General features: G+C 50.1%; 29 protein-coding genes, 3 tRNA genes and 1 other RNA gene. 2 read left to right on the top strand and 31 right to left on the bottom strand.

All coding sequences use genetic code 11. From position 1 onward, the window contains the following. The 23 genes from spoIIAB to BLQ99_RS04540 form a co-directional block, all read right to left on the bottom strand. Nucleotides 1-435, bottom strand: coding sequence for an anti-sigma F factor (gene spoIIAB / locus BLQ99_RS04650; RefSeq protein ID WP_093688612.1), 435 nt, complete (start codon nucleotides 433-435; stop codon nucleotides 1-3). A gap of 10 nt (nucleotides 436-445) precedes the next feature. Next, nucleotides 446-781 (bottom strand): anti-sigma F factor antagonist, encoded by a 336-nt coding sequence (gene spoIIAA / locus BLQ99_RS04645; protein WP_093688610.1) that lies wholly within the window; start codon nucleotides 779-781, stop codon nucleotides 446-448. A 138-nt stretch (nucleotides 782-919) separates the two neighbouring features. Further along, nucleotides 920-2,092 (bottom strand): D-alanyl-D-alanine carboxypeptidase family protein, encoded by a 1,173-nt coding sequence (locus BLQ99_RS04640; protein WP_093688608.1) that lies wholly within the window; start codon nucleotides 2,090-2,092, stop codon nucleotides 920-922. Between the two features lie 107 nt (nucleotides 2,093-2,199). Continuing rightward, a complete protein-coding gene (locus BLQ99_RS04635; RefSeq protein ID WP_093688606.1) occupies nucleotides 2,200-3,528 on the bottom strand; it encodes a pyrimidine-nucleoside phosphorylase in 1,329 nt (442 codons plus the stop codon). Then, nucleotides 3,516-4,700, bottom strand: coding sequence for a phosphopentomutase (locus BLQ99_RS04630; RefSeq protein ID WP_171904594.1), 1,185 nt, complete (start codon nucleotides 4,698-4,700; stop codon nucleotides 3,516-3,518). Before BLQ99_RS04630 ends, BLQ99_RS04635 begins: the two co-directional genes overlap by 13 nt. Nucleotides 4,701-4,766: 66 nt before the next feature. Next, on the bottom strand, nucleotides 4,767-5,654 hold the full coding sequence (gene xerD, locus BLQ99_RS04625) for a site-specific tyrosine recombinase XerD (RefSeq protein ID WP_093688602.1): 888 nt from the start codon (nucleotides 5,652-5,654) through the stop codon (nucleotides 4,767-4,769). Nucleotides 5,655-6,128: 474 nt separating this feature from the next. Then, nucleotides 6,129-6,773, bottom strand: a complete 645-nt coding sequence (gene spoIIM / locus BLQ99_RS04615; RefSeq protein ID WP_093688598.1) for a stage II sporulation protein M — start codon at nucleotides 6,771-6,773, stop codon at nucleotides 6,129-6,131. Between the two features lie 75 nt (nucleotides 6,774-6,848). Further along, nucleotides 6,849-8,036 carry an endonuclease Q family protein gene (locus BLQ99_RS04610; protein ID WP_093688596.1) on the bottom strand — a complete coding sequence of 396 codons (1,188 nt, stop codon included), beginning with the start codon at nucleotides 8,034-8,036 and terminating at the stop codon, nucleotides 6,849-6,851. Nucleotides 8,037-8,038: 2 nt separating this feature from the next. Next, entirely contained in the window at nucleotides 8,039-8,566 is a 528-nt protein-coding gene (locus tag BLQ99_RS04605) for an NUDIX hydrolase (RefSeq protein ID WP_093688594.1), read from the bottom strand. 119 nt (nucleotides 8,567-8,685) lie between these two features. After that, complete coding sequence (locus BLQ99_RS04600; RefSeq protein ID WP_093688592.1) at nucleotides 8,686-9,366, bottom strand: tyrosine-protein kinase family protein; 681 nt, start codon at nucleotides 9,364-9,366, stop codon at nucleotides 8,686-8,688. 12 nt (nucleotides 9,367-9,378) lie between these two features. Further along, the gene (buk, locus tag BLQ99_RS04595) at nucleotides 9,379-10,452 is read right to left on the bottom strand and encodes a butyrate kinase (RefSeq protein ID WP_093688590.1); all 1,074 of its coding nucleotides are present in this window, start codon (nucleotides 10,450-10,452) and stop codon (nucleotides 9,379-9,381) included. Nucleotides 10,453-10,575: 123 nt separating this feature from the next. After that, nucleotides 10,576-11,346 (bottom strand): sporulation transcription factor Spo0A, encoded by a 771-nt coding sequence (gene spo0A / locus BLQ99_RS04590; RefSeq protein ID WP_093688588.1) that lies wholly within the window; start codon nucleotides 11,344-11,346, stop codon nucleotides 10,576-10,578. Nucleotides 11,347-11,491: 145 nt separating this feature from the next. Continuing rightward, nucleotides 11,492-11,677: a CC/Se motif family (seleno)protein gene (locus tag BLQ99_RS15410; RefSeq protein ID WP_425440872.1), complete on the bottom strand. Its 186-nt coding sequence runs from the start codon at nucleotides 11,675-11,677 to the stop codon at nucleotides 11,492-11,494. 95 nt (nucleotides 11,678-11,772) lie between these two features. Further along, the gene (locus tag BLQ99_RS04585; RefSeq protein WP_093688586.1) at nucleotides 11,773-12,153 is read right to left on the bottom strand and encodes a hydrogenase expression/formation C-terminal domain-containing protein; all 381 of its coding nucleotides are present in this window, start codon (nucleotides 12,151-12,153) and stop codon (nucleotides 11,773-11,775) included. Further along, nucleotides 12,137-12,628 (bottom strand): HyaD/HybD family hydrogenase maturation endopeptidase, encoded by a 492-nt coding sequence (locus tag BLQ99_RS04580; RefSeq protein ID WP_093688584.1) that lies wholly within the window; start codon nucleotides 12,626-12,628, stop codon nucleotides 12,137-12,139. The genes BLQ99_RS04585 and BLQ99_RS04580 overlap by 17 nt, the downstream gene beginning before the upstream one ends. After that, the gene (cybH, locus tag BLQ99_RS04575) at nucleotides 12,579-13,325 is read right to left on the bottom strand and encodes a Ni/Fe-hydrogenase, b-type cytochrome subunit (protein WP_093688582.1); all 747 of its coding nucleotides are present in this window, start codon (nucleotides 13,323-13,325) and stop codon (nucleotides 12,579-12,581) included. Before cybH ends, BLQ99_RS04580 begins: the two co-directional genes overlap by 50 nt. A 12-nt stretch (nucleotides 13,326-13,337) precedes the next feature. Next, the gene (locus tag BLQ99_RS04570) at nucleotides 13,338-15,233 is read right to left on the bottom strand and encodes a nickel-dependent hydrogenase large subunit (RefSeq protein WP_093688580.1); all 1,896 of its coding nucleotides are present in this window, start codon (nucleotides 15,231-15,233) and stop codon (nucleotides 13,338-13,340) included. Continuing rightward, nucleotides 15,230-16,330: a hydrogenase small subunit gene (locus tag BLQ99_RS04565; RefSeq protein ID WP_093688578.1), complete on the bottom strand. Its 1,101-nt coding sequence runs from the start codon at nucleotides 16,328-16,330 to the stop codon at nucleotides 15,230-15,232. The genes BLQ99_RS04570 and BLQ99_RS04565 overlap by 4 nt, the downstream gene beginning before the upstream one ends. A 486-nt stretch (nucleotides 16,331-16,816) precedes the next feature. Next, on the bottom strand, nucleotides 16,817-17,656 hold the full coding sequence (gene panB / locus BLQ99_RS04560) for a 3-methyl-2-oxobutanoate hydroxymethyltransferase (protein WP_093688576.1): 840 nt from the start codon (nucleotides 17,654-17,656) through the stop codon (nucleotides 16,817-16,819). A 103-nt stretch (nucleotides 17,657-17,759) separates the two neighbouring features. Then, nucleotides 17,760-18,764, bottom strand: a complete 1,005-nt coding sequence (locus BLQ99_RS04555) for a 4Fe-4S dicluster domain-containing protein (RefSeq protein ID WP_093688574.1) — start codon at nucleotides 18,762-18,764, stop codon at nucleotides 17,760-17,762. Between the two features lie 71 nt (nucleotides 18,765-18,835). Continuing rightward, entirely contained in the window at nucleotides 18,836-19,036 is a 201-nt protein-coding gene (locus BLQ99_RS04550; RefSeq protein WP_093688572.1) for a Sec-independent protein translocase subunit TatA/TatB, read from the bottom strand. A gap of 186 nt (nucleotides 19,037-19,222) precedes the next feature. Beyond that, nucleotides 19,223-19,546, bottom strand: coding sequence for a thioredoxin (gene trxA, locus BLQ99_RS04545; RefSeq protein WP_093688570.1), 324 nt, complete (start codon nucleotides 19,544-19,546; stop codon nucleotides 19,223-19,225). A gap of 143 nt (nucleotides 19,547-19,689) precedes the next feature. Then, entirely contained in the window at nucleotides 19,690-20,358 is a 669-nt protein-coding gene (locus BLQ99_RS04540) for a TMEM165/GDT1 family protein (RefSeq protein ID WP_093688568.1), read from the bottom strand. 261 nt (nucleotides 20,359-20,619) lie between these two features. On the opposite strand from BLQ99_RS04540, the gene BLQ99_RS04535 reads away from it, so the two are divergent. Both BLQ99_RS04535 and BLQ99_RS04530 read left to right on the top strand, forming a co-directional pair. Further along, entirely contained in the window at nucleotides 20,620-21,246 is a 627-nt protein-coding gene (locus BLQ99_RS04535; protein WP_093688566.1) for a ferritin family protein, read from the top strand. A 98-nt stretch (nucleotides 21,247-21,344) separates the two neighbouring features. Continuing rightward, nucleotides 21,345-21,905, top strand: coding sequence for a nitroreductase family protein (locus tag BLQ99_RS04530; protein ID WP_093688564.1), 561 nt, complete (start codon nucleotides 21,345-21,347; stop codon nucleotides 21,903-21,905). Between the two features lies 1 nt (nucleotide 21,906). Here the strand turns inward: BLQ99_RS04530 and BLQ99_RS04525 are convergent, their stop codons facing one another. The 8 genes from BLQ99_RS04525 to BLQ99_RS04490 form a co-directional block, all read right to left on the bottom strand. After that, a complete protein-coding gene (locus BLQ99_RS04525; protein WP_093688562.1) occupies nucleotides 21,907-22,374 on the bottom strand; it encodes a hypothetical protein in 468 nt (155 codons plus the stop codon). 154 nt (nucleotides 22,375-22,528) lie between these two features. After that, nucleotides 22,529-22,886: RNase P RNA component class A (rnpB, locus tag BLQ99_RS04520), an RNA gene on the bottom strand. A gap of 91 nt (nucleotides 22,887-22,977) precedes the next feature. Next, nucleotides 22,978-23,679: a zinc ribbon domain-containing protein gene (locus BLQ99_RS04515; RefSeq protein ID WP_093688560.1), complete on the bottom strand. Its 702-nt coding sequence runs from the start codon at nucleotides 23,677-23,679 to the stop codon at nucleotides 22,978-22,980. A 68-nt stretch (nucleotides 23,680-23,747) separates the two neighbouring features. Then, nucleotides 23,748-24,866 (bottom strand): Nif3-like dinuclear metal center hexameric protein, encoded by a 1,119-nt coding sequence (locus BLQ99_RS04510; protein ID WP_093688558.1) that lies wholly within the window; start codon nucleotides 24,864-24,866, stop codon nucleotides 23,748-23,750. Beyond that, entirely contained in the window at nucleotides 24,839-25,546 is a 708-nt protein-coding gene (locus tag BLQ99_RS04505; protein WP_093688556.1) for a tRNA (adenine(22)-N(1))-methyltransferase, read from the bottom strand. The genes BLQ99_RS04510 and BLQ99_RS04505 overlap by 28 nt, the downstream gene beginning before the upstream one ends. Before the next feature lie 206 nt (nucleotides 25,547-25,752). After that, nucleotides 25,753-25,827, bottom strand: a tRNA-Glu gene (locus tag BLQ99_RS04500). A gap of 12 nt (nucleotides 25,828-25,839) precedes the next feature. Continuing rightward, nucleotides 25,840-25,914, bottom strand: a tRNA-Ile gene (locus BLQ99_RS04495). A gap of 52 nt (nucleotides 25,915-25,966) precedes the next feature. After that, nucleotides 25,967-26,041: transfer RNA gene (locus BLQ99_RS04490), tRNA-Asn, on the bottom strand. Nucleotides 26,042-26,080 lie beyond the last annotated feature (39 nt).

Below are 26,080 nucleotides of genomic sequence, written 5' to 3'. Positions count from 1 at the left end.
TTAATGCGTCCCGCCGGTTTGAATTTTTTTAACCATTTTAACGGTAGTGCCCACCCCTACCTGCGATTCAACAATCAGCTCATCCATAAACGATTCCATGAAAACAAAACCTAGCCCCATCCGCTCCGGATCACTTGAGTATGACGGCTGGCGCGCCTGGGCAATATCGGCGATACCTTTCCCATGGTCGACAATGATATACTCCAGTCGATCCTCGTATAACATCATGGTTAACTCAATGATGCCCTTATTATCATTGCCATAGCCGTGAATGACCGAGTTTGATACCGCTTCCGAAACAGCCACTTTTATTTCTTCGATTTCATTTAGCGTCAAATCCATTTGCGCGGCGAAGGCAGCGGCCGCCACCCTGGCAATACCAACATTTTCACTGTTGCTGGTGAAGGACATAAAAATGCGGTTTTTGGCAGTCATGGTGTCCTCCTCAAGCACATTCCAAAGCTTCGGTCTCGGAGTCATACGTCCTGATAATGTTCAATAACCCGGCGAGCTCGAAAATCTTAGCTACCTGCGGCTGAAGACAAGCAGCCAACATTTTGCCGCCACTGGCGCTTATGCGCTTGTAACGGCCCAAAATAACGCCGAGACCAGAACTATCAATAAAAGTAACATTTTCAAAGCTCAGAAGAATGTTTTTTAAGCCTGTTGCATCAAGGGCATTGTCCACTTGCCGACGAAACTCGTCAGCCACATGCATGTCCAATTCTCCGCTAATACGGACAATTAAAAATCCCTGTTTCACTGCCGTTGTGATGACCAACGCGGTTTCCCTCCCATCTTTGGATTGTTATGTATATTCTTCTTCAGGAAAATTCTTCCTGCACAAAAACATAAAAAAGCGGCATAAAATTCGCTTGTAAAAAAAAGAAAACGAGGAAATATCCTCGCCACAAATTTGCTATCGATTAATATTAAAGAAATTTGTCAGCATATTATGGAAAATTTTAAAGAAACCGGCCTTTTCTACTGTTTTTTCCGCAACAAGTTCTACCTTCCCTATTTCTTTGCCGTCGCAAAGTGCAATTAGTTCACCGTATTTTTGCCCTTGGATAATAGGAGCGTTGACCTGCGGTTCAGCTACGACTTTTTTCTGCAGATTTTTGTTTTGTCCTTTGGGAACTACCAGGGTCAAGTCATTGGCGACCACAAGCTGCACTTCCCGTTCCGTTCCTTTATTCACTTTGATCCGCCCTACGACCGCTCCTTTTTCGGCAACAGGCACTGCAGCAAAGTTGGCGAAGCCCCAATCCATAAGTTTCATGCTCTCACGGAGATGGGAACGCGGCTCCGGCGTAGCAAATACGACGGCAATGAGACGCAGGCCATCCCGTTTGGCCGTCCCGGCAAAACAATATTTGGCTTCTTCCGTCCAGCCAGTTTTCAATCCGTCAGCGCCTTTATACCACCAAAGCAGTTTATTCGTATTGACTAACCAGTTTTTCCCGTCCCGCAACCAATATTCTTTAATACCGCAGAGCTCCATATATAAAGGATGACGTACTGCTTCTTTGACAAGCAAGGCGGTGTCATAGGCGCTCATATAATGATCCTGTGCAGGAAGTCCATTCACATTAGCAAAATGAGTGTTTTGCAGGCCGAGACTGGCGGCGCGTTTATTCATGGCTTCGACAGCAGCCTGTTCACTTCCATAAATATGTTCCATTAACGCGACGGCGGCGTCATTGGCGCTTACCACTGCTACAGCGATCATCATTTCTTGAACGGTCATAGCTTCTCCGGGCTCCAGCCAAATCTGCGAGCCGCCCTGCCGCCACGCATGTTCACTAGTATAAACTAAGTCGGTCGGCTTGATTCTCCCTTGCTCGACCGCTTCCACAGCTAAAAGCAGTGTCATCACTTTGGTAACGCTGGCCGGCGGCAATCGCTTATGGGGCTCTTTTTCCCACAAAACGGCGCCGTTAGCGTCCATCAGTATTGCCGATTGCGCCGTTGTTTCCAGCTGGGTTGGCGTCCTGACCGGCGCTGCCCAAGCAATTGGCAAAGATGTTATTAACCTGAGAAACATAAAGCATACCAGAGTCATCACTGCAATAAGGCGTAGCCGGCTCATAACGGTTAACACTCCTTTCGTTTTTATTTTAGGTTGTCCAGCATGCTCAAGACTTACACTGGAAAAAAGAACATGAAAGCCGGCAGCATTGCCGGCATGACAATGGATTATGACATTTTGTGATATCCTTGCTGATCGACGATGCCTAGTAGCAACGGTGGCGGTGGAACTTTGCCGTCTCCCAGAGAAATGGCTGCCAATACGTCTTTTTGCGCCTGCTCTGCTTTACGTGGATCATTAGCATGAATGACGGCCAGAGGCTGTCCTTGCTCGACAAAGTCTCCCACTTCCACTTGCATAGTCAGGCCTACGGCAAAGTCGATAACGTCACCCTTCTTTTCCCGGCCAGCCCCCAGCAACATAGCAGCATTGCCGATGCGGACGGGATCAATGCTCTGCACATATCCGCGGCGCTGGCTTGCGACCGTTATCTTAAACTGAGCGGCCGGTAACAGATCCGGTCGGAAAACAACGGCCGGATCTCCCCCCTGAGCAGCAATAAATTCTTGAAACTTGGCCAGTGCTGCGCCGTCGGCCAACAGACGCTCCAGCTTTTCCCTCGCCGCAGCGGCACTGTCTGCCGCCTGGCCCAATAACAGCATTTGGGTTGCCAAAGTAAGGCAGACCTCGTATAAACGTCCCCGCTTGCGCCCGGCCAGGATATCAATCGCTTCAGCCACTTCCGGACTATTCCCTACCGCCCGCCCTAGCGGCTGGTCCATGGACGTCAGGATGGCAATCGTTTCCCGTCCCACCCGCTGTCCAATTACTACCATTGTTTTCGCCAACTCGATTGCATCATTGAGCGTTTTCATAAACGCCCCCTTGCCTACCTTTACGTCGAGCAGAATTTTATCGGCACCGACAGCGATTTTTTTGCTCATGATGGAAGAGGCAATGAGGGGTATGCTTTCTACCGTTGCCGTGGCGTCGCGCAGCGCATAAATTTTGCCATCGGCCGGAGCAATATCATCTGTTTGCCTGGTCACTGCGATCTGATGATACTTAAGATTACCGATAAATTCCGCCTCACTAAGCTGGGTGCGAAATCCCGGAATGGCCTCCAGCTTGTCAATAGTGCCGCCCGTAAAACCGAGACCGCGGCCGGACATTTTGGCCACCGGTACGCCGGCGGCGGCAACAAGCGGTGCCACAACCAATGTTGTCGTATCGGCCACACCACCGGTACTGTGCTTATCCACTTTAACCCCGTCGATGCCGCTTAGGTCTAAAATCTTGCCGGAAGCGGCCATGGCCATAGTCAAAGCGGCCGTTTCCTCCGCGGTCATGCCGCGAAAAAAGACAGCCATTAAAAAAGCGGCCATCTGATAGTCAGGAATGGTATCATCCGTGAACCCTTTTACCAGGGCGGCAATCGCCTCCGCAGTCAGAGCCTCTCCATTTCGTTTAGCAGCAATAATGTTTAAGACGCGCATCCATACTTCACCTCTGCCAAAAAACTGACGCCAAACGGCGCCGGAAGGGAAAAGTTGTCAGCAATGGTAGCCGCCACATCGGCAAAACTTTGCCGTGTCCCAAGACTATGGCCCCGAATGCGGCGATGATAAACAATCAGGGGAACATATTCGCGCGTGTGATCACTGCCGCTGAAGGTAGGGTCGCATCCATGGTCAGCCGTAATAATAAGCAAATCATCACTCTGAAGGGACTCCAGCAACACGCCGAGCCGGCGGTCAAACTTCTCCAGAGCGCGGGCATAACCGGCAGGATCGCGCCGGTGGCCGTAAAGGCTGTCAAAATCTACCAAATTGACCATTATAACGCCTTTTTCCGCTTGCGCCGCTACTAACTTAATAAGTGTTTCCATGCCATCATCGTTAGACTTGGTGAGAAAGGAACGGGTGATGCCCCGCTGGGCAAAAATATCGGCGATTTTTCCCACCCCGGTTACGCTATACCCAGCACGAACCAAGAAGTCGAGCACCGTGTCACGGAATGGCGGCAAACTGTAATCATGCCGGTTTGCGGTCCGAATAAAACTGCCTGGGCGGCCGACAAACGGCCGAGCAATCACTCTGCCTACGGCATGGGGCCCTACGCATACCGCTTCGCGGGCAATGCGGCATAAACGGTACAATTCTTCCAGGGGGATGATTTCTTCGTGGGCGGCGATTTGAAAAACACTGTCGGCGGAAGTATAAACAATCGGGCATCCAGTGCGCATATGCTCGGCGCCCAGTTCCTGAATAATGGCGGTACCGGAAGCAGCTTTGTTCCCCAGCACGCACCGTCCGGTAAGGTTACTGAATTTTTCGATCACTTCCCGCGGAAAACCATCCGGATAAACGGGAAAAGGCTCATAAACAGGACAGCCGGCTAATTCCCAATGGCCTGACGTCGTATCCTTTCCTTTCGAAACCTCCGCCATCTTGCCGAAAGCACCGCGGGGTTCAATATCGCTTCTCACCCCGTCGATAGGCGCGATGCAGCCTAACCCCAAACTTTCCAAAACAGGTAAAAAAAGCCCGCCTTGCGAGCGGGCAATATTGGCCAGTGTATTGGCGCCAGTGTCGCCATAGTTGGCGGCGTCAGGCAAAGCGCCGATGCCGACGCTGTCCATTACGATAATAATAATTCTGGCAAACAATTTTTGTATTCTCCTTTATATATCGAAATTTATATTTTATATATCGAATAAATTCAGGTCAATTTATTATGCGCGGGGATGAGCTTTGTCATACACTTCTTTTAGACGGTTTTTCGTAACATGGGTGTAAATTTGGGTGGTGGAAATATCGGCATGCCCAAGCATTTCCTGCACTGAACGCAGGTCGGCGCCATTTTCCAACAAATGCGTGGCAAAAGAATGACGAAGGGTATGGGGCGTAATCTCTTTAGTAATATTGGCTTCCTGAGCGTATTTTTTGATTATTTTCCAGAACCCCTGCCGCGTTAGCCGGTTGCCGTGATGATTAACAAACAGGGCCGGTTCCTCATAGGTGCGGACCAATTTCGGCCGGCCTTTGGCGATATACTCCTGGACGCACTTGGCGGCGATTGATCCTAGCGGCACGATGCGCTCCTTGGCGCCTTTGCCGTAACATTTAATATAGCCCATATCTAGATTTACGTCGGAAATATTTAGTGAAATGAGCTCCGAAACACGAATACCCGTAGCGTATAAGAGCTCTAGCATTGCCTTATCCCGAAGGCCTGTCGGCAGAAAAGAATTGGGCTGCTTTAACAGTTCTTCCACTTCGGCAATGGAAAGAATTTTGGGCAATTTTTTCTCTAATTTAGGCGACTCTAAATTGGCGGCCGGATCTTTATCTATGTAGCGCTCCCTCACCAAGTACTGGTAAAAAGACTTGATAGCGGCAAGATTGCGAGAAATGGTCGAAACAGCCCTTCCTTTGCTCTGGAGATTATTTAAATAATTGAGGATGGTATTGCGGTTGGAATCTTTAATTATATCCAGCTTGTCGTTCTGCAAAAACAGCTGAAACTGGCGCAAATCCCGGCCGTATGATTCAAGAGTATTCTGCGCTAAACCGCGCTCAACGGCAAGATAGTTAATAAATTCGTCCACATAGCTATCCATATTACCACCCTTTTTCCCCCAGATTTCTAAAGGTCAAGCCCACAATAACTTTGGTTGTATTCCACGCAACCTATTATTTTTCCTTTCTTTTCCTGTCGAAAACCAGTCAGTTTTTTGATTTTTTTTGTCAACTGTCGTTCCTTTGCGGTAAACTTAGGACTTGGACACGGAGAGGTTTTTCCAGAAAAGGTCGGTCAGGTCCTTTAGGCACGGAATTGCTGCCATCCCAGATTAGCACAAACAGTTTCGGAATAATGTAGAAGATAATGAGAGCCAACAAAGCCACCTTAAGCCACACTTTACTGCGTCTTACAACGCTCTTTAACTGTAGCGAATAAATAATTGCCATAGTCTCTCACCACCTTCAATCTTAACTTAATATCATACTTATTCACTGTACCCTAAGTTTATTCATAATATTGACAGTGTGTAACTAAAAAACCGGATGGATATTTTTACCATCCGGGTAAATGACTAATCTTTCACTAATACACTTACCACCAGTTTCATAAAAACTGGCGATATATATATCTCGGTAAGACTAGCGATCAGCATTAAGACAAGCATGGCGGCGCACAGCACCGTATGCCCCATGGCCTGGTAAAAAAGGCTTCCTCCCCGGCTGTGCCGCCGGCGCCGCACAAGGGCTAAGGAAAAAGAAACGGCCGAGACTCCCGTTACAACAACAGCCGGAACGGCAAAGAAATTGTGGGGCAAAACGGAAACAAGGGCGAATAGCAATCCCTGCACCACGTATTCGTTTACTAAAAAGCCGACGGCAAAGCCGATAACAAAGCCGCGGGTAAAGATTATGAACAACACAAAAGGAATACCGATGACGGTAAAGCTAAGAAGCCATATTAAGCCGATTGTTTTGGCATTGTTAAGCATCACGCTGTATAGCAGGCCCTGCTCTTGAATTCCTTCAGTTCCTCGGCTCAACCCTTGAAAAAAAATCCGTAAATAGCCAAGCAGCTCCGTTTTTTGTTCTTCCGGCAGTGTTTTGACGGCTAAGGCGCCTATAACCACCCCAATGACAAAGATAAGGGTAACAAAAAAATATGCTACAATGTTTGCCCGCAGATACTCACCCAAGTTCTGCCTTATATGACTTGTCATGCGCGCCCTTCCTCCCTGACAACTGCCTGCTACAATGTATGCCTGCCTAAAACGTTTTAGACCATATTTGTCCCATTAATCTTTGACCAGTTTTCCGTAATAACCGCCGCCACCGGCAACAATAGTCGTCTGACCGGTGCGGGCCTTGTCAATTTCTAAGGCAAGCCTTTCCCCAACAACAGCCGCAAGCTCGGCCAACGATGCCTTATGGAGGATGCGCATTTCCGACCCGAACCGGTCCAACAATTTTTCCAGCAGCTTCCGGCCCAATCCCGGCACAAACTCCAGCGGGATCTGGTAGTGATACGGCGGCCGGTGCGCCGGATGCTGCGGCGCTGGATAAGCAGCAATCTCGTCGATGCGCTCAAAAACGCCTTTAATAATTTTAATGCTGCCGCAGTGCGGACAAGCGCCGTGAACAATAAATTCCCCGCCCAGGTCAAGATGGCCGCAAACAGAGCAAAGGCTGCGGTGGTACTTGCCAAGAAGCGGATTTAACCCGTAATTGCCCGTAACCGCCCGTCCGTCACGGCGGGCAAGGGCAAACAGACATTCCTGCCAAGTAGGCGCTTGGAGACGCAAAACATTATATTCGCGGGCAATTTTAACTAGTGAATGGGCGTCGGAATTGGTCACAAAAGTAAACGGGGCCAGTTCGTCGATACGATCGGCCATGTATGTGTCGGCACTCAATCCGAGCTCGATGGCCGAAATTTTGGCCATCAACCGTTCCGGAAGCAGGTGTGAAAGACGGTCGGCGCAGGAACCGTACAGGCTTTTGTAAGGAGTAAAGACATGGGCGGGAATAATAACCGCTTCAAAAGAAGCGGCAATTTCTACCAGACGGGCAAGCGGCATGTGGGCATTCTGCGAACTGATGTGGATGTTGCGAATGTATCGGGACATTACCTCCGAAAACCGTTGCATTACTGCAAGGTCAGGCAAATAGATGAGCGTATGGGCCAGGTTGCCTTCAGCTTCGACGGTTTCAATTTCGGCGCCAAGCAGAACGGTCAAGTCCCGATAACGATATCCGCCACCGCCGAGCGGCGTCAGCAGGCCTTCAGCCTTCAATTGTTCCAAGTCGCTCAGCACCAAAGGCGATAAGGCATCAACAAGACCGACGATGTCCATGCCTTTGCGCGTCGACGCTTCCTCCAAGATATTACGAACAGTAAGATTCTTGGAGGTAGGAATTTTGACCCATTTTCCCGCTTCGTTTCTTCCAACATGGATGTGCAGGTCGGCAAAATATTCATGCATTGTCAAATCCCCGCCAACAATAGGCCAAGCATCGTCTTGGCATCGTTGATCGCGCCCTGCTGAAGAGCCGCGCGAAGTTCATCCCTGGTAAAATATTCAAGTTGAATAAATTCGTCTTCATCAGGCCGCTGCACCGAAGGTTCAAGTTGTTGGGCCACATAGAGATGCATAATTTCATCGGTAAAACCGGGAGTAGTATATACCGTCGCTACCTTACGGAGGGAGCGGCTGATAAACCCTGTTTCTTCCTCAAGCTCCCGGGCGGCGCAGACGTCAGGATCCTCGCCCTTATCCAGCTTACCGGCAGGAATTTCCAGCATAAGCTGCCTTGTCGCATGCCGGTACTGTCTTACCAGAGCAATCCGTCCGTCGCCGAGAATCGGTACAACGGCTACTGCCCCTGGGTGTTCAACCACTTCCCGCGTCGCTTGGCGACCGTCAGGAAGACGCACCGTATCGACGCGCAGCCGAATTATTTTTCCTTCAAAGACTCGTGTAGACTTTAAAAGCTGTTCTTCTAGCGATTGCATGAGAACCTCCTGGTATAATTTTTCCGGTAAGGCAGGCGTCGCTCCGGGCAAAAACGAGAGCGCACCGACCCGCCGCAATTGGCAATAAAACCGTGGCAAACCCACGGTTTTATTGCTCGTTATTCCATCCATGGATAATGCGTAAAACGTCTGAGCACAAATACGGGATAACCGTAACTTTCCGGTTTCAACCACTCCGGAACTACCACCCAGTTTATTGGCAGGTCCAGTTCCCGGGCTGCCTGCTCGACAATGGCCAGTCCTTCCCGCACATGCTGCTCGGTGGTGTCCTCGGCCAGATTGGTGTTACTGACCAATCCGCTGATTTTTAGCCGTGCTACTTGTTCCAGGCGGCGCAGGGTACTGACAATACCTGCGGCAGTGCTGGTGAACGGCCGACAGGTATTTATCACCATCATCGCCTGGTAGCAACCGTGGGCCAGCTGACGGTGAACCTGTCCCAATACAATCGCTGAATCACCGCCCCCCACGTCGATAACGACCTGATAATCGTCGGTTTCAAGAACACGCGCCAATTCATGGGGCAAAACCGGTAAATCAGCATGGGACAGCCGTTTTTCCGGCGCCACGACCAGGACGTCCTGTGCTTCGAGAACATCTCTGTTTTCTCTTGTCCGAAAGTACGGTTTTACCAAGTCTAAGTCGACAATTGCCGTAGGAAAACCGCAGCGCCGAAGGGCCAAGGCGTAGTTTACGGCTAATTCAGTCTTGCCGCTGCCAAATTCGCCGACAAAAATCTTAATACGGGACGAGCCGACCAGTTCGTCAGTATTATTCATCGTAATCCTCCGTCATCGGTAAATCTTGGCTTCTTCCTCACCGCGCAGCACGCGTAACGCTCCCTCGACCAGGGCTTTAAGCTCGTCTTCGCCCGGATAAATCAGCACGTCAGCGATAAACCTGACGCGGTCGCTAATCCAGCCGGTTAACAATTTCGAGTGAGCCAATCCGCCGGTAAGAACGATGGCATCGACCTTGCCGCTCACTACTGTAGCCATAGCGCCGATTTCTTTTGCGACCTGGTAGGCCATGGCTTCATACACTAAAGCGGCATACTTGTCGCCAGCATTGATGCGTCGTTCAATCTCACGCCCGTCATTGGTGCCCAAATGGGCTACCAGACCGCCCGATCCGACAAGTTTTTTCTTCATTTGCTCAAGCGTGTATTTGCCGGAATAGCACATTTTCACCAAGTCACCGGTAGGTACGGCGCCAGCCCGTTCCGGCGAAAAAGGCCCTGTTTCGTTAGGATTGGCCACGTCAATCATCCGACCACCCTGTTGGATGCCAACCGAAATGCCGCCGCCTAAATGCACCATAATAAGATTTAAGGAATGATAATCGCGCCCCAGGTCACAAGCCACGCGGTGAGCAACGGCTTTGAGATTAAGCGCGTGGAACAGGCTGCGGCGCTGAATTTCCGGTATGCCGGTAATTCTCGCCAATGGCTCAAATTCGTCTACGCTTACCGGGTCAACGATAAAGGCGGGAATCCCGGCCTGGTCAGCAATGCCGCGGGCGATAAGACCGCCAAGATTAGATGCGTGTTCGGCCTGGACACCGGTACGCAGGTCTTCGCACATTGTGTCGTTTACGATATATGTACCGCTCGGGATGGGTTTTAACGGCCCGCCCCGCCCCACAACGGCGCTAAGTTCTTCTATTTTGACGTTGTGTGCAGTCAAAGCCTTTTCGACAAGCTGGCGCCGGAATTCATACTGGTCATTGATACGCGCAAACGGCGCAAGTTCTTCCGCGCTGTGCCGGATAGTTTCTTCAAAAAGGCACGTTTCATCGGCATAGACGGCAATTTTGGTCGAAGTCGATCCAGGATTAATTGCCAAAATCTTATATTGGTGCTTCACAGTGTTCCCTCCCTTGTCGAGCTAATAGTTTATTCCCTTTTGCGGAAAAAAATCCTTCCCTTTTTATCTTCCTTGATAAGAATTGCTAACAACAAAAAAGCCACCGCGCACGGTGGCTTTTTGTTAGGCCCGCATTTCCATTCTAAGTTTATCGGCAATCATGGCCATAAACTCGGAATTAGTGGGCTTACCTTTTTCCAATTTAATGGTATAACCAAACAATTTATTAATCATTTCCATATTGCCGCGGTTCCAGGCTACCTCAATGGCATGGCGGATGGCACGCTCCACGCGGCTGGGGGTGGTAGAATATTTGGAGGCAATCATCGGGTACAGCACTTTCGTGACCGCGCCAAGCAGCTCCATTTCGTTAATAATCATCATAATTGCGTCGCGCAAATACTGATAACCTTTAATATGAGCCGGAATGCCAATTTCCCGGATGATATTAGTTACTTCTATATCGATGGGGCGCGCTTTTATTGCCGGGGCGACGACCGGCCTCTGCGTGGTTACCATGTTAGCCAGCTGGCGGATGCGGCTGACCAGTACATCCATGTTGAAAGGTTTAAGAATATAGTAATCGGCCCCCAATTCGACAACGCGCTGGGTGATACTTTCCTGGCCGAAAGCAGTTAACATGATAAATTTGGGCCGCTTGACGCCTGATTGGCCGATACGTTCGAGCACGCCAATACCGTCCAGGTGAGGCATTATTATATCAAGAATGACCACCTCGGGGTTCTTTTCCTCGATGATGGACAAAATCTGTTCGCCGTTGTAGGCTACGCCTACCAAATCAATGTCCGGTTGCTGGCTAAGATACTCTTGCATAATTTCCGAAAACTCGCGGTTATCGTCCGCTATCGCCACTTTGATCTTTTCCCTTTGCATCCACGTATCCTCCCTGTGCGTGATATGTAAATTCAATTCGACAAACATTGGCCAGTTCCTTCCTGCTCTGGAAAAAAAATACAGCAACATGACGAAATTTTTTCAAACTCCCCACCACAAAAAAACACCGGGTCAGCCCGGTGTTTTAAATTAGTTTCCAGCCGTCAATATGAAGTGTTCTAAAGCCAAAGAAACTGCCTACCTCGATGGTAAGCGCAAAAGGACAGGAAAATCCTTTAGGAATATAGACATCTACACCGTTAATAACCTGTTTTTCATAATCGGCACGGTTTTTTGGCAGGCCCAGTCGCACGGACGGGCCAAGATTAATTCGGCCTCAGCAGAGGGAAGCGCGCCGCACCTCGAAAACATGGACGGCGCCTCCTTTCTGTAAGATATAATCGCGGGCCTTGTCAGTTACCTGAATCATAGTTCGGTCAGCCGCTGCCGCAATTCGGCGCTTTTTACGGCAATATCTTCCGGCTGGGCGGCCGCTATCCGGGGAAAATCACTAATCTCAATCGTCTCTACGGCCGGCCTGCGGTTTGCGTCGTAGAAAACGCCGTACCAAACGCCGGCAATGCCGGTTTCCAGCCATTCGGCCGGTTCAGCCGTATCGTTAAGCAGTACTTTGGCTGTTCCCTGGCCGAGAAAGGCATGAATAGCTTCCCTGTCGGCCTGCGTCAAGCCCATTTTATTAACGAATAAAGTATACGTCTCGCCGGTACTGGCAAAGCGTTCAAGTGCGGCAGCAATTTCAGCCAAAACGGCCCGCGCATGTGCTGAAACGCTAGATTGTTGCATCATTTTTCATTACCTCCACCTGCCAAGACTCAAGCTGCCGGACTACCCGGGCAACCACGGGGTCTATCACCGCCGCCGCCAGCGGGGACAGTTCCAGGCCAATGTCCAATAAATCCGGCTGAACACCAAACACCGTTATTTCCATTATAGGTTGGCCGAGAATTTCAAGGGTAGCCAGTACATCCTGGATCCCCAGTTCGTGCATGGATACTTTTTCCTTAAAATAACTTTTTACGGCCTGATTCTTAAATTCGTACAACGTGCCGGGCGGGCCGTCGCCCTTTACGGCATCGATGATGATGAGTTTGTCGGTGCCGGTTAAAAAGCGCAAAAGTTCCATGCCTAAAGTACCGCCATCAAGAACCTGCACATAAGGCGGAAAGGTGTAGCGCCGGAGCAGTTCTTCCACCGCTCTCACGCCAAATCCTTCATCCTGTAATAGTATGTTCCCTATGCCCAACACGGTGACTTGTTTCATCCGCAATATCTCCTAAATCGATTGGTTCTTCGGCGAAAAATTTTGTACCGGTAATCATGCTTGATATTTCGCCGCATTCTTCCATCACATCCGCTCGGACGGCCATATACACATGAACGATCACGAAGAGAGCAATGGCCCAGGCAACATAGTGGTGGATAAGATGAACTACATATTCGTCTATGAACAAATGATTGAACGGGCCGAAAAGTTTCGCCCCCAAGCCATTGGGGTTAATCATGAAATACATGGCAAAGCCGGTGACGATTTCGAGAAGAATAAGAACATAAACTACCAAGTAGGCAGTGCGAGCCAGAGAGTTGCGCAAGCACGGCCGGTGATGCGGACGGAGGAAGATATAATGGAGAAACGTGTTTACCAAACCTTCCCAATAGAGTTTCGTCCAAAATTTAGGCAATAGCCTGTCGCCCTTGTTAATGGCAAAGCCATATAGGCGTAAAATCAAAGCCGCAACCAGGAGATAAGCTGCACTGAAATGGAAAAACCGGATCGTCTCCATGGAAAAGATGTAATTAACGGCGAAAGTGGCATCTGTCCCTTGGTAGCCGCTGAACGCCGGGTTGCCGATATATAAGCCGGTTGTAAATAAAACGGCGATGGAGCCGGCCATTACCCAGTGAAAGATACGAAGAAAGGGGCTATAAATCTTATACCCTTTTACGGATCCCTCTTTCACAACCGTCCCTCCTTACACCCGGCAGTAGGCGTCGGTATGGACTACAGACAATTGGTTGCCCGCCGCATCATAAAGGTGGGTAGCGCAGGCGATGCAGGGGTCGAAAGAGTGGATTACCTTCAAAATTTCCAGTGGTTTGTCGGCAATCTTTACCTTCGTGTCAATCATGCTGGCCTCATACGCCCCGTATCCGGCCTTACTGTCCCGCGGACAGGCGTTCCAGGTAGTCGGGACTATTGCCTGGTAATTGGCGATTTTGCCATCCTTAATGATGACCCAGTGGCCAAGAGCGCCACGCGGCGCCTCATGCAGCCCGATACCTTTGGCTTCTTTCGGCCAGGAGGAAGGTTCCCATTTAGCCGTGTTGGCTACCGCCGTATCGCCAGCGCGAAGGTTGCGGATTAGCTTATCAAAGTAATATTTGTTAATATAGGCGTAAAGTTGCGCCTCCAAGCCGCGGACAGCAGTACGCCCGAGCGTTGACGGCATCCATTTTTCCGGCGGCAAGTTAAGCACTTTCGATACGGTGTCAATTTGGTCAACGACAAGCTGTTCCGCCCAAGTCGGTTTTATGATGCCCTGTTTAACCTTGGTATATATGATGATGTAACGGGCAAGGGGGCCCACTTCCGCCGTCTTGCCCCGCCATTTCGGCGTCTTGAGCCAAGAATATTTTCCTGCTTCGTCGAGGTATTTCCAGTTGGTCTTGGTTCCCTCTTTCGGGCCGGTGTAGTGCGGATTGGTAACACCCGCCCACGGGTGTAAGTCTTTACCGGCATCGGGATAAGTATACCAAGAATGTTCCACCCCTTCGGTAAGAATGTTGGGATCACCATAATCTTTACCTTCCAGGTTGTGGAACTTGGCCCCCTCCACTCCGGCCGCAAAGTTTTCCACCACACCATTACAGCGGAGCAATAACTTTTTATGAAAATCGCCGTTAGTAATACCGGTATAAGGCTCATCAGGGAAATCACCGTAGCCAAGGACGCGCTCTTTGGCCAGACCGCCGCCGTCAACATAACCTTTTTGGGCGTAAATATGGCCGATAGCAAGCAAGTCAGGCAGGTAGAAGAAATTGACCGCCGCCAATGCCAAACTGATGGAATTGTCAACAACCGCCAGTCGCTCGGTATTGATCGGAGCATTCATGTCGTTCATGGAAATCGAACAGGGCATGCCGCCGACGATGTAGTGCGGATGGGGGTTTTTGCCGCCAAAAATGACGTGGGAAGCGACCAATTCCCGTTGTTTATCCAGCAGATTAAGGTAATGGGCTACCGCCAAAAGGTGCACTTCCGGCGGCAAAGTGTCGTAGTCGGGGTGGTCCCACCAATGAGCGGCAAAAATGCCAAGCTGACCGCTTTCGACAATCTTTTTCACCTTATTTTGAACTTCTTTAAAATACAGCGTCGTCGCCTTGGGGAACTCCTTCGGATAGGCGTCGAAATCAAAATCCATCGGCCCGCTGAAATTTAGGCGGTATTTTTCAAGGATTACGTTTTGAAGCGCCGCCGTTGCGGCCGGGTCGGCTTTGAGCGCCGCCACGGGACTTACCCAGTCCAAGGCGTGGAGGTGATAAAAATGGATCAGGTGGTCCTGCGTCGTCTGGGTGGCGGCCATGATATTACGAATATAGTTGGCATTCTTAGGAATTTCTATACCAAGAGCATCTTCTACGGCCCGTAGTGATGTGAGAGCATGGACAGTCGTGCAAACACCGCAGATGCGTTGCACAAAGGCCCAGGCATCACGGGGATCGCGATCCCGGACAATCAGTTCGATACCCCGCCAGGCGGTGCCGCTGGAAAGAGCATCCTCCACTTTGCCGGAAGCCTCATCTATTTTAAGTTCTACGCGCAAGTGGCCTTCGATCCTTGTTACGGGGTCAACAACTACTCGCTTCATGCTTGTGTCCTCCTTGTCTCACTATTGTCACTATGGCTGCTCCGCTTCTGGACGGCGGACAAGAGCCCATGGACTGTAACCCCGGCTGCCGCAACGCCGGCCGCTACCATGCCCACCTTGTCGGCATTGGCAATGGTATTGGGCACGGGAATGTTGGGCAAACGCTCATAGAACGGGCCATTATCCCAAAAATTATTGTTGCCGCAGGCGATGCAGCCGTGTCCTGATTGAATGGGATAGGACAGTCCGTTCCACCACCGCAAGTTGCCGCACGAGTTATAAGCTTCCGGACCGCGGCAGCCTACTTTATACAAGCACCAGCCAGCCTTGCTGCCGGCGTCGTCAAATTTCTCGACAAACATGCCGGAATCGAAGAACGGGCGGCGATAGCAGGTATCATGGATGCGGTTGCCATAAAACTGTTTTGGGCGCCCTTTGCTGTCCAGCGGCGGGAGTTGCCCGAACAGGGCATAATGCATCACTACGCCGGTCATAACCTCCGGAATGGGCGGGCAGCCGGGCACTTTCACAATCGGAATGCTGTTGCCCAGTACATCGCTAATGGAAACCGACTTGGTCGGATTGGGTTTTGCCGCCTGAATTCCACCCCAGGCGGCGCAGGAGCCATACTCAATGATGGCTGCGGCACCTTTGGCCGCCTCTTTCAAAGCCGCTAAAAAGGTTTTTCCGCCGACCATGCAGTGAATTCCTTCGTCCGCCAGCGGGACGGCCCCCTCTACCGCCAATATGTACTTTCCGGCATACCTTTTCATAATATCCGCCAAGTGATGCTCAAAAGGTTCACCGGCAGCCGCCGCTAAAGTATCGCTGTATTCTAGTGAGATCATGTTCAGCACAACATCAGACGCCAGCGGCGATTGCGAGCGGATAAATGCTTCGTCACATCCGGTGCACTCGTGCCCGTGCAGCCAGATTACCGGCACAAGTGGCTTCTTTTCCGCCGCGGCCACTACTTCCGGCACCATTGCTGGCGACAGCCCCAAAATGCCGGTAATGGCTACACAGGTCTTTAGGAATGTGCGCCGGCTCAAATTTTTCTGTTGAAATAAGTCCCATAAGGAGTCCTTTTTGTCCACGATAACACCCCTCCCATATTTTGTTAACCAACAAAAGAAGCAATTTTCTTGTGTGCAAGTTCTTAACTTTTATGTTAGCACGGAATATTCCTCCAATGAACTGCAAACTTAATTATACAGCCATAGGTAAATGTTATTTCTTCCCATGCTTGTACCAAAAAACAGCGGGGCATACCAACAGGCATGCCCCGCTCTACCACGTGGAATAGATCTACTGCATAGAGTGACAATTACCGCAATCGGCATGGGCCAGTCCGGCTCCCGCCGCCAGAAAGGCTACTTCTTGCTGTTTGGTCTTAGTATACGCCGCTTAATCCAAATCCGGTAGACAGCAGTGAAACGGTAAAAGCCAAAATAATCAGTGAATAACCAGCCATTTTTCCTCCTAGTTACTCGGTTTTCCATACGACTATTCTTTTGAGTGCAAATGCTTTTTGTACAAAAAAATAAAAGTCCCGGTCTTCAAGACCGGGATAAGCGCACACCCTAATACAGTTTATCTAAAATTGACGCATCGGCTGAGAAAGTATTCTCGGGTGCGGGAAAACGCCCATGCGCCACTTCCTCCATATATTGCCTGACAGCCCCCTTCATCAGCTCGCCCAAACAAGCATACTGTTTCACAAACTTCGGCTTAAACGCCCCATACATGCCTAGCATGTCCTGGTATACAAGGATTTGTCCATCACAACCGCCGCCAGCGCCAATGCCAATGGTCGGAATAGTTAATCGCTCGCTAACCAGTTGAGCAACAGCCTCAGGAATACATTCCAGGACAAGGGCAAACGCCCCCGCTTCCTCCAGGCGCAGCGCGTCGTCAAGAATTTGCCGGGCTGCATCGCTAGTCTTCCCCTGGACTTTGAAGCCGCCAAACTTGTGAACAGACTGCGGTGTCAGCCCAAGGTGGCCCATGACGGGAATTTCCGCCCGCACAATGGCCGCAACCTTGTCGACAATGGCGGCGCCTCCTTCCAACTTCACAGCTTGCGCCCCACCTTCTTTGATCAGCCTCCCGGCATTGGCCACCGCCTCAGCCGTACTGACATGGTAGGAAAGAAACGGCATGTCAGCAACAACTAATGCCTGGGTGGCCCCGCGAACAACGGCCTTGGTGTGATGAAGCATGTCCTCCATGGTTACAGGCAAGGTATTCTCATAACCGAGCATAACCATCCCCAAGGAATCGCCAACTAATAGGCCATGAATTCCTGCCTCATCGAAGAGCTTGGCCGTAGAATAATCATAGGCCGTAAGCATGGCAATTTTTTGACGGGCATTCTTCATGGCCTGAAAGGTGGAAACCGTAATTTTAGTTGTCCTGTTCATACTAATCCCTCTTAAAACCAGTAGTGCAGTTCGCCAAGGATACTGCCTACCCCCATTGTAACAAATCGGTCCGATGCCGGACAAGCGCAGAATCGTTTTTTTTTTACCATAAAACTTGATTACGTTTTTTCAACATACACTCCAAGCACATCGTCTGCGAGCCGATTGGCTGATAGATTTGGCCGCAGGATGTACAGCGTGGCAATAACGTGACGGCAACTTTGTGTTTAGCCAGTTTAGTCGCCCATGTCAGGCTGAGCGCTTGTTGCGGACAGTGGACAATACAAACGGAACAGCCGGTGCACGCCATAGGGTCATGATATATGTCAATCGCAGCACCGCCCTGGTCCTGAATCGTAATCGCTTTGTTCGGGCAAAACTTGGCGCATGAGCCGCAGCCGCGGCAAGCGTCGCTGACCGTCAGACTGTGAAAAACCTGCTGTGACGGTATGTCGCTAGCTTGACGGGTCATGTATTTATTAAACATTTCCTGACGCGGCAGTCGTTCAGCACACGCTGGACCGGCAATTACCGCTTGGCGCACCGCTTCAACGGTAGCGCCAAACAGTTCCGAAAAGAAGGCGCGCCGTGAAATAGGCTTGGCTTTAGGCTGCACGTGAGCGACTGCGGTCCCTGCCTGCACTGGCGGCATGCCGTAAGTAGCAAGTAAAGCATTAGCCTGAGACAACGCTTTTTGCAGATGGGCTTGTATCCCCTTTTTGCAGTCCTCACAAGCACGGTCGTCGACATATACGCACCGCTCGCCGCCCGTACCACAGGCGGTCAAAGCTAAAAGCAGCCGAGCATCGATAAAGCCAAGACAAGGCCATGGACTCTCCGTGTCTTGCCGCCGGCAACTTAAAACAACGGGTGTCGAAGGATCAGCAAACAGCTTTGATAAAGCCTGCGGAGTAAAGTTTTCTCCCATAACGGCCTCGGACGGGCAAACAGCCAAACACAGCCCGCACTCTGTGCAACATTTGTTGTCTACCGCCAAATCTTCGTTAATACAGCCATCCGGGCAAATCTTCCGGCATAGATCACACTGCATTTTTTTGTAATTATTATTCAAACACAACTCCCGGTTAATTTGGATGGGAGCCACCATATTGTTACCTCCTGGAAAGATAAGAATGCCGCTCTTCCGCGTTCATATTTAACAGAAAAGCGGCATACCAATCATTTGCTCTGTTCTTTGTTGGCAGGGGTATCGAGCGATACAGCTTTCTGTACTTCTTCCTTTACATCGCTGGTAGCGGCCTTGAATTCTTTGATGCTCTTACCAAAAGCCCGACCAATTTCCGGCAGTTTGGACGGTCCAAAAACGACCAGAGCAATAATCAAAATAACAACAAGCTCCGACATGCTAAAATTAAACATTCGGCATCCCCCTTTCCTAAATACATTATTACAAAAACGCAATTTTAAGACAACTATATTTTACAGATAAGAGCATGCCTGTCCGTGACCAGTAAGGAACAAACGGCCAAGCTAAAGGGCGATTTTTACGAATAGTTTGCGAACTCCAACCAATAAGAAACTCCCGAGTATCCCGGGAGTCGCTTTTTACAATGCATTTTCCAGAGCGGCGCTAAGTTCCTGCCGTGGCCGATACCCAACTATCCGGTTAATCTCTTGACCGTTTTTAATAACCAGCATTGTCGGTACCCCCATAACCCGGTAGGCATTTGCCAGACTGGGTTGGTCATCAACATTTACTTTGACCACATAAGCCCGCCCGGCAAAAATTTCGGCGACAGCCTCCACTTCAGGCCCTACCATCTTACAAGGTCCGCACCACGGCGCCCAGAAATCAACAAGTACCGGTTTGTCAGCTTTAAGTACTTTTTCCTCAAATTCCTCTTGGCTGATTATATTTATTACACTCACTGTTCCCAGCTCCTTTCCCACCCCCCTACGGTAGGGGTGGTCATTCTCATTTTAATAGCCTTTCTTTGGCAAGTCAACGTATTTTTCCATTTGCTATATTTAACTTTTTAATAACTCGACAAAAAAAATTAATGACCCGCATTTTATTCTTGCTGGTGCGGCATTTTGCCATTGTTTTCCCACTTCGCCACTACATAAACAAGAACAAGAATGATGGCGACGACGGTAATAATGACCGACGGTGATAGAAGGTGACGCGGCAGCGCCTGGTATAACCCCACTAAGCCAAAGAAGATAAAAACCAGAGCAGCAAACCATTTTACGGCTCGCTCAGGGATTTTCCGCCCCATGACGATCCCTACAATGATACCGATCGCATTGGCAATCATCATGCCTACCGTCGTACCTAGCCACACGGGAATAATTTCCTTAAATTGCGCGGCTAAGGCCACCGTGGCCAACTGAGTTTTATCACCCATTTCCGCAATGAAAAAGGCAATTGTAACCGTCCAAAAGGGATTAAATCGGCTACCGTTCGCTTCATCCCCCAGTTCGTCGCCCCGGATGGTCCACAAACCGAAGATAATAAACGATGCTGCAGCGGCAATCTGGACATAATGGAGGGGGATAACGCGCGTTATGTAATTACCAACTACCACCGCGAAAAAATGGTTTAAAACAGTGGCAACAAGGACACCCCACATAACCGTTTGCCACCTGTACCGCGTCGCAAACGCCATCCCTAAAAGCTGCGTTTTGTCCCCCATTTCCGCCAGAACAACGAAACCTAAAGACGCTAAAAACGCTGTCACTATAACTCCTCCCCTTTATAAAATAAAAGAGCGAGACACTTTTAGTATGACCAAAAAAAGCGTCATACTAAAGGTCTCGCTTATTGGACACGCCAATGGCAGAACCAGGCAAACTACCGCCAGTATGTTGACTCTGCCTTTGTAAGCTACTCCCCTCTAGGACACAGAAAATATTACCAGAACACGGCCGCTATGTCAAGCCCATCACCATTCCGACTGTCAACACATATAATATAGTGACTTTCCTGTGGAGGTGTAGGTATGCCGTCTAAAAAAAGAACAAAACCGGCCAAAACAAAACCCATCGACTATATCCCGTCCTTTAAACAGGCCCAACCGCCAAGACATACCCTGTGCCCGGATGACCCCGATCTGCTACGGTTGCGGGATGCGGCGAAGAACGAACGCGAAGCTATAGACCTGTACCTGGAAGCGGCGCTGCGGACCCCTATGGCCGACCTTTTTCTTGATGTCGCTGAAGATGAAATGCACCACTATGTGGAATTGATGCGTCTTATTTCTTCCCTTGACCCAGTACAGGCCGCCGTGTTGAAGGAGGAAAACCTGGGGACGCTCACCCTGGCAAGAGTCCAACCGCCGGATAAATGGAAAGCACCCCCTATGTGGGTATCGGAGGCGGAAGATGTTGCCGTTACGCCGCCAGCGGAAAAAGACCTGCCTACAATTCACTATCTGACCAAGTCGCTCGCCGGCGAACTGGAAGCAACCAATAAATATCAAATTTATATGGCTCAGGCCGAGCACGATGAAGTCAGAGCTCTCTTTTGCCACATCATGAACGAAGAAAAGGAACATATCGCCGAGTTTACCGCGGCCCTCTACCGCCTGACAAACGAACCGCTCCCCGGAGAAGGCGAGGAGGATTAATTACCGGCTGTGTCAAATAAGCCCTCAACCGAGGGCTTATTTGTTGGGCCTTTTGGTAAACTTACCACAATCTAAAAAATTATACAGGAGTGATATTTTTGGAACTGTTCGATGCTATTCAATCGCGCCGCTCTGTCCGCAACTACTCCCCACAGGCAGTCAGTAAAGATTTGCTACTCCAGCTCCTTGAAGCGGCCGTCCAGGCGCCAAGCGCCATGAATTCTCAGCCCTGGGCTTTTGCCGTCATCCAGGACCGTGAGCTGCTGAACCATTATTCCGACCGGGCGAAGGCTTTTCTGTTAAGTCAAATGGACCAGCATCCCCCGCTGACCAAATACCGCACGGCACTTGCAAATCCCGATTTCAACATTTTTTATAATGCCGGCACGCTGCTCATCGTTTACGCCGTTCCTAACGGACCCCATCCGGAAGAAGATTGCTGCCTCGCGGCGCAAAATATCATGTTGGCCGCCCATGGCCTTGGTCTCGGCACCTGCTGGATCGGTTTTGCCCGGCCGCTGCTTAACCTTCCCGAAGTTAAAGCAGAACTTGGCGTGCCCGCCGAATATCAGGCCGTAGCTCCCCTCATCGTGGGTTATCCGGCCAGTCCGGTCCCCCCAATTCCGAAAAAACCGCCGCAAATCCTATTGTGGCGTTAATTCAGACCAATGTGTCGGGGTCGAGCCGCACAAACTTGGCCCCGTTGACATTGTGCAAAATGTAGCCGCGGTAAATAGCATAATAATCCGTAGGGTTAACGTCTTGAAGACGTCCGTCCGCGCCGGCAAAACCAATCAGTAGTTCACCCCAAAAGGCCGGACTGGGACGGAAAAGATAGGTGTGCTCCAAAAAGTGCAGGTTGTCGCTGAATTTTAGGCCTGTTTTAGCAGCTATTGTCTGGGTTAAACCATTTTTCGGCGCATCGTTAGGCGGCTCAGAAATGTCAAAGTTAACCCGTTTTTTGACCACCGCGTAAGGACGATGACCATTATCAAGTTTGATATCCCAAGCTCTTTCAACATACCCGGCATCGCTTAGCCGCTGAATGTCCGCCAATCTACCAACAATAAACCATTCGTCATCTTCGAACACAACGTAAGCAACCGCGAATTCTTCCGCTTTTTGCATTTAATCACTTCCCTTAACTGATTGTCACATATGTAGATTCTGTACCGGCCGCACAGTTTCCTTTCAGGAACATGCCTGCCTTGCAGGCGTATGACAACTGCATCGTTACCGCGTAAAATGCAAAAAGGCAACGATTGTTGCCTTTTTTTATCAGACTATGAGTAGTCAATAAGCCGAGTTCTGTTCCGCTCACGCGGTGATGGTCATCTATCTAGGCCGCCAGTTGCCTGACGGCTCAAGCGACACAACCCGGAAGGTCAGCGGGCCGCCTCATTCCTTCCCTATTCGGTCTTGCTCCGGGTGGGGTTTACCTAGCCAGCCAGTCGCCTGGCTGCTGGTGCGCTCTTACCGCACCGTTCCATCCTTACCGAACGCGAAAGCGTCCGGCGGTCTACATTTCTGTGGCACTTTCCCTGAGGTCGCCCTCGCTGGACGTTATCCAGCACCCTGCCCTGTGGAGCTCGGACTTTCCTCGAATGCCCTCCGGCATTCGCGACCATCTTTCGTACTCATAGCCATATGTCGTTATCAGGAATTATACAATACCATAACTTTGCGGTTTCGTCAACATCCAAATTGTGGAAAACATATTACTTAAACATATTACTTTAAGAAAAGTATCCGGCCGCAGTTGTCGCAAAACTGGATTTCGCCCGGACGGGTGCGTGTTTGACAAGTTGGAATACTCCGGCGGCAGCCGCTACACACACCCTGGCTAACCTTAGCAACCGGCATTGCCAATTTCGCATTAAGTGCTTGATAAGTTGCCAATAAACCGGGGTCAATACGGCAGCGCAGACTCTTCTGCTGTTCGCGAAGTACCCTTTCTTCGCCTTCAAGCGCGGCTATTGCCTCAGCAATTTTCCGTTGTCCTATACCATGACGCTGTTTTTTATCCTGCAAGGCCGTTTCCTGGTTAGCTATTCTGTCTGCCAGTTGCTCACAACTCTCCAAAAACCGGAAAACTTCCTCTTCCCGATCGTGGATTTCCCGCTGCAAACTTTCATGTTTAATTCTCAGCTGCTCCAATTCGCGAACACTCCCGCTGCTATTCTTGTATAGCCGTTCTTCAAGCAAGCGCAGCTGACGGGTTAACTTTGTCAGGTCGCTTTCCAGGGCGGCACAAACGCGGCGTTGGCACTCCAGCTTCTCTTTATCGGCAATTATATTTTGCGAAAGCAGTTGAATTTCATGCCATAGCTGGCGTACCTCGTCGGCTTTGATACTCTCCCTTCTACGGACAATGGCACGAATCTGCTCTTCCACCGCTTGGAGCTGCCAAAGAAGCTCTAATTGTTCTCTCACTGTTATCCCTCCTTATAGAATTGCTTAAACGAGCTATAAAAAAAACAGGGAGCAAAAAAGCACCCTGTTTACAACACAGTAAAAACATCCGTATTAATAGTGTCAGTATAAATGGCCACATGCCAATTATTGGCAGCGGCACATTCTTCAAGGTAGCTTGCTACGGCGGCGACAACGGGCTGCTCGGTGGCAAAATGCCCGGCGTCAATGATCGCCAGTCCTGCTGCAACAGCATCCTGAGCTTCATGGTATTTAACGTCACCGGTAATAAGAACGTCAGCGCCCGCGGCAATGGCCGCACTCGTTACACTAATGCCGCTTCCGCCGCACACGGCAACTTTGCGGACTTTAGCCGCCAGGTCACCGGCGATTTTCAGCTGCTCCAGTCCCAATGCGGCTTTAACCACTATAGCAAAGTCCGCTAGCGACAAGGATTGGGCCAATGTACCCACACGGCCAAGACCGTAGGCAGCGCCACTATTCAAAAGCGGATAAAGATCATAGGCTACCTCTTCATAAGGATGAGCCTTGATCATAGCGGCGACAACCCGTCGGACAATTGCTTCTGGCGCAATAGTCTCCAAACGGTATTCAGGCACATATTCCATTTTACCCTGCTCGCCAATAAACGGTCTGGTCCCGGCTAAAGGCAAAAAAGTTCCTGTTCCCGCCGTCTGAAAAGAACAATGGCTGTAATTGCCGATATGGCCGGCCCCGGCCGCAGCCATGGCATTGCGAACGGATTCCACATGCCCTTCCGGAACAAACGTAACGATTTTGACAAGCTTTTCCGTATATTGCGTCTGGAGCGGCGCAATATCATTAAGATTGAGCCGCTTGGCCAAAACGTCATTGACCCCGCCCGCCGCGGCATCCAGATTGGTATGAGCAGCATAGACGGCAACATCATGTTTAATAAGCGTTTGTAACACTCTCCCGGTTGGCGAGTCAGTACGGACATGCTTTATACCCTTGAATATTACCGGATGATGCGACACAATCAAATCAATGCCATTGGCAGCTGCATATTGGGCCGCAGCCAGCGTGACGTCCAGGGTAACGAAAATCTTGGTAATGTCCTGCATGGCACTGCCTAAGAGCAGCCCGACATTATCCCAATCGGCAGCTAAATGCCGGGGAGCCAAATTTTCTAAGGCATCTATGATGACGTGACACTTGACAGGCATTTTCGCTTGGCCTCCAGTTGCGCGAGTTTCCGGGTAAGTTCCCGGTATTTTACGGATTTCTTGGCTTGCAGACTTTCCGCCATCGCCGTAAGCGTAGCCGTAATTTGTTCGCTAAGGTGATCAACGTGTTGTTTTAGCAAGCGGTGGCGGCCTTCCCACAGCAGCGGTCCTATATCGTACAATATATCTTCATAATCGGGCGATGAGCCTTGGACAGCGGCGATTATTTCATAGAGCCGCCCTTCCTCTTCCACCAGGTCTTCAGCACGCAAACACCAACCGTTTGCCTTGAGCCAGCGCCGTACTGCCGCCGCACCAACCATCGGCTGCAACAGCAAAAGTTTTAGCGTTTGCGTTACCTCTGGCCGCTGTGACAAAATATCAATAATTGTCGCTCCGCCCATGCCGGCAATTACAACCGTTTCAACCTCATAAGGGCGAAGGACTTCCAGGCCATTGCCAAACCGCACCGTTATAAAGTTCTCCAGACCTAGTCGCGCAACAGCCGCCTTGGCTGTTTTAAAAGGTCCTTCATGTACTTCCCCCGCTACGGCGTAAGAAATCACGCCCTCCCGAACAAGGCAGACAGGCAGCATCGCATGGTCTGTGCCAATATCGGCGAGTCTGGTTCCCGTCGGGACCAATTTGGCGATGCCCGCCAACCGTGCACCCAGTCTCAAACTAAATCCTCCTCATTTATTATTTCGTCGGCTGGTTAAATTATCCTTTCCGTAAGCAACAAAGATATAGTTATGCATAGTGTTAAAAAAATTCTTTACCATATACAAAATACAAAAATAAAAAGCAAAGCGTAGGCTTTGCCTTTTATTATAAAATAAAATATATTTTCTCCGCAGTCCTCGAAGAACCCCGGTAAATACAACTATGGTGACCCGTAGGGGATTCGAACCCCTGTTACCGCCGTGAAAGGGCGGTGTCTTAACCACTTGACCAACGGGCCAAATAAGATTATTGGTGGGCCCACCTGGGATCGAACCAGGGACCAGCCGGTTATGAGCCGGCTGCTCTACCGCTGAGCTATAGGCCCAAAGATATTGAAAACAGGTCTTTCCATGAAAGCCTGTTTTTTAACAAGCAAATGGCTCCTCGAGCAGGACTCGAACCTGCAACCACTCGGTTAACAGCCGAGTGCTCTACCATTGAGCTATCGAGGAATAACCGCCAAATCATATTATAAAGTAAGCCCGGTGTTA

Source organism: Sporolituus thermophilus DSM 23256, assembly GCF_900102435.1.
GTDB lineage: Bacteria > Bacillota > Negativicutes > Sporomusales > Thermosinaceae > Thermosinus > Thermosinus thermophilus.
Note: the sequence above shows the minus strand (reverse complement) of the source record. Positions and strands in the feature narration are given on the sequence as shown.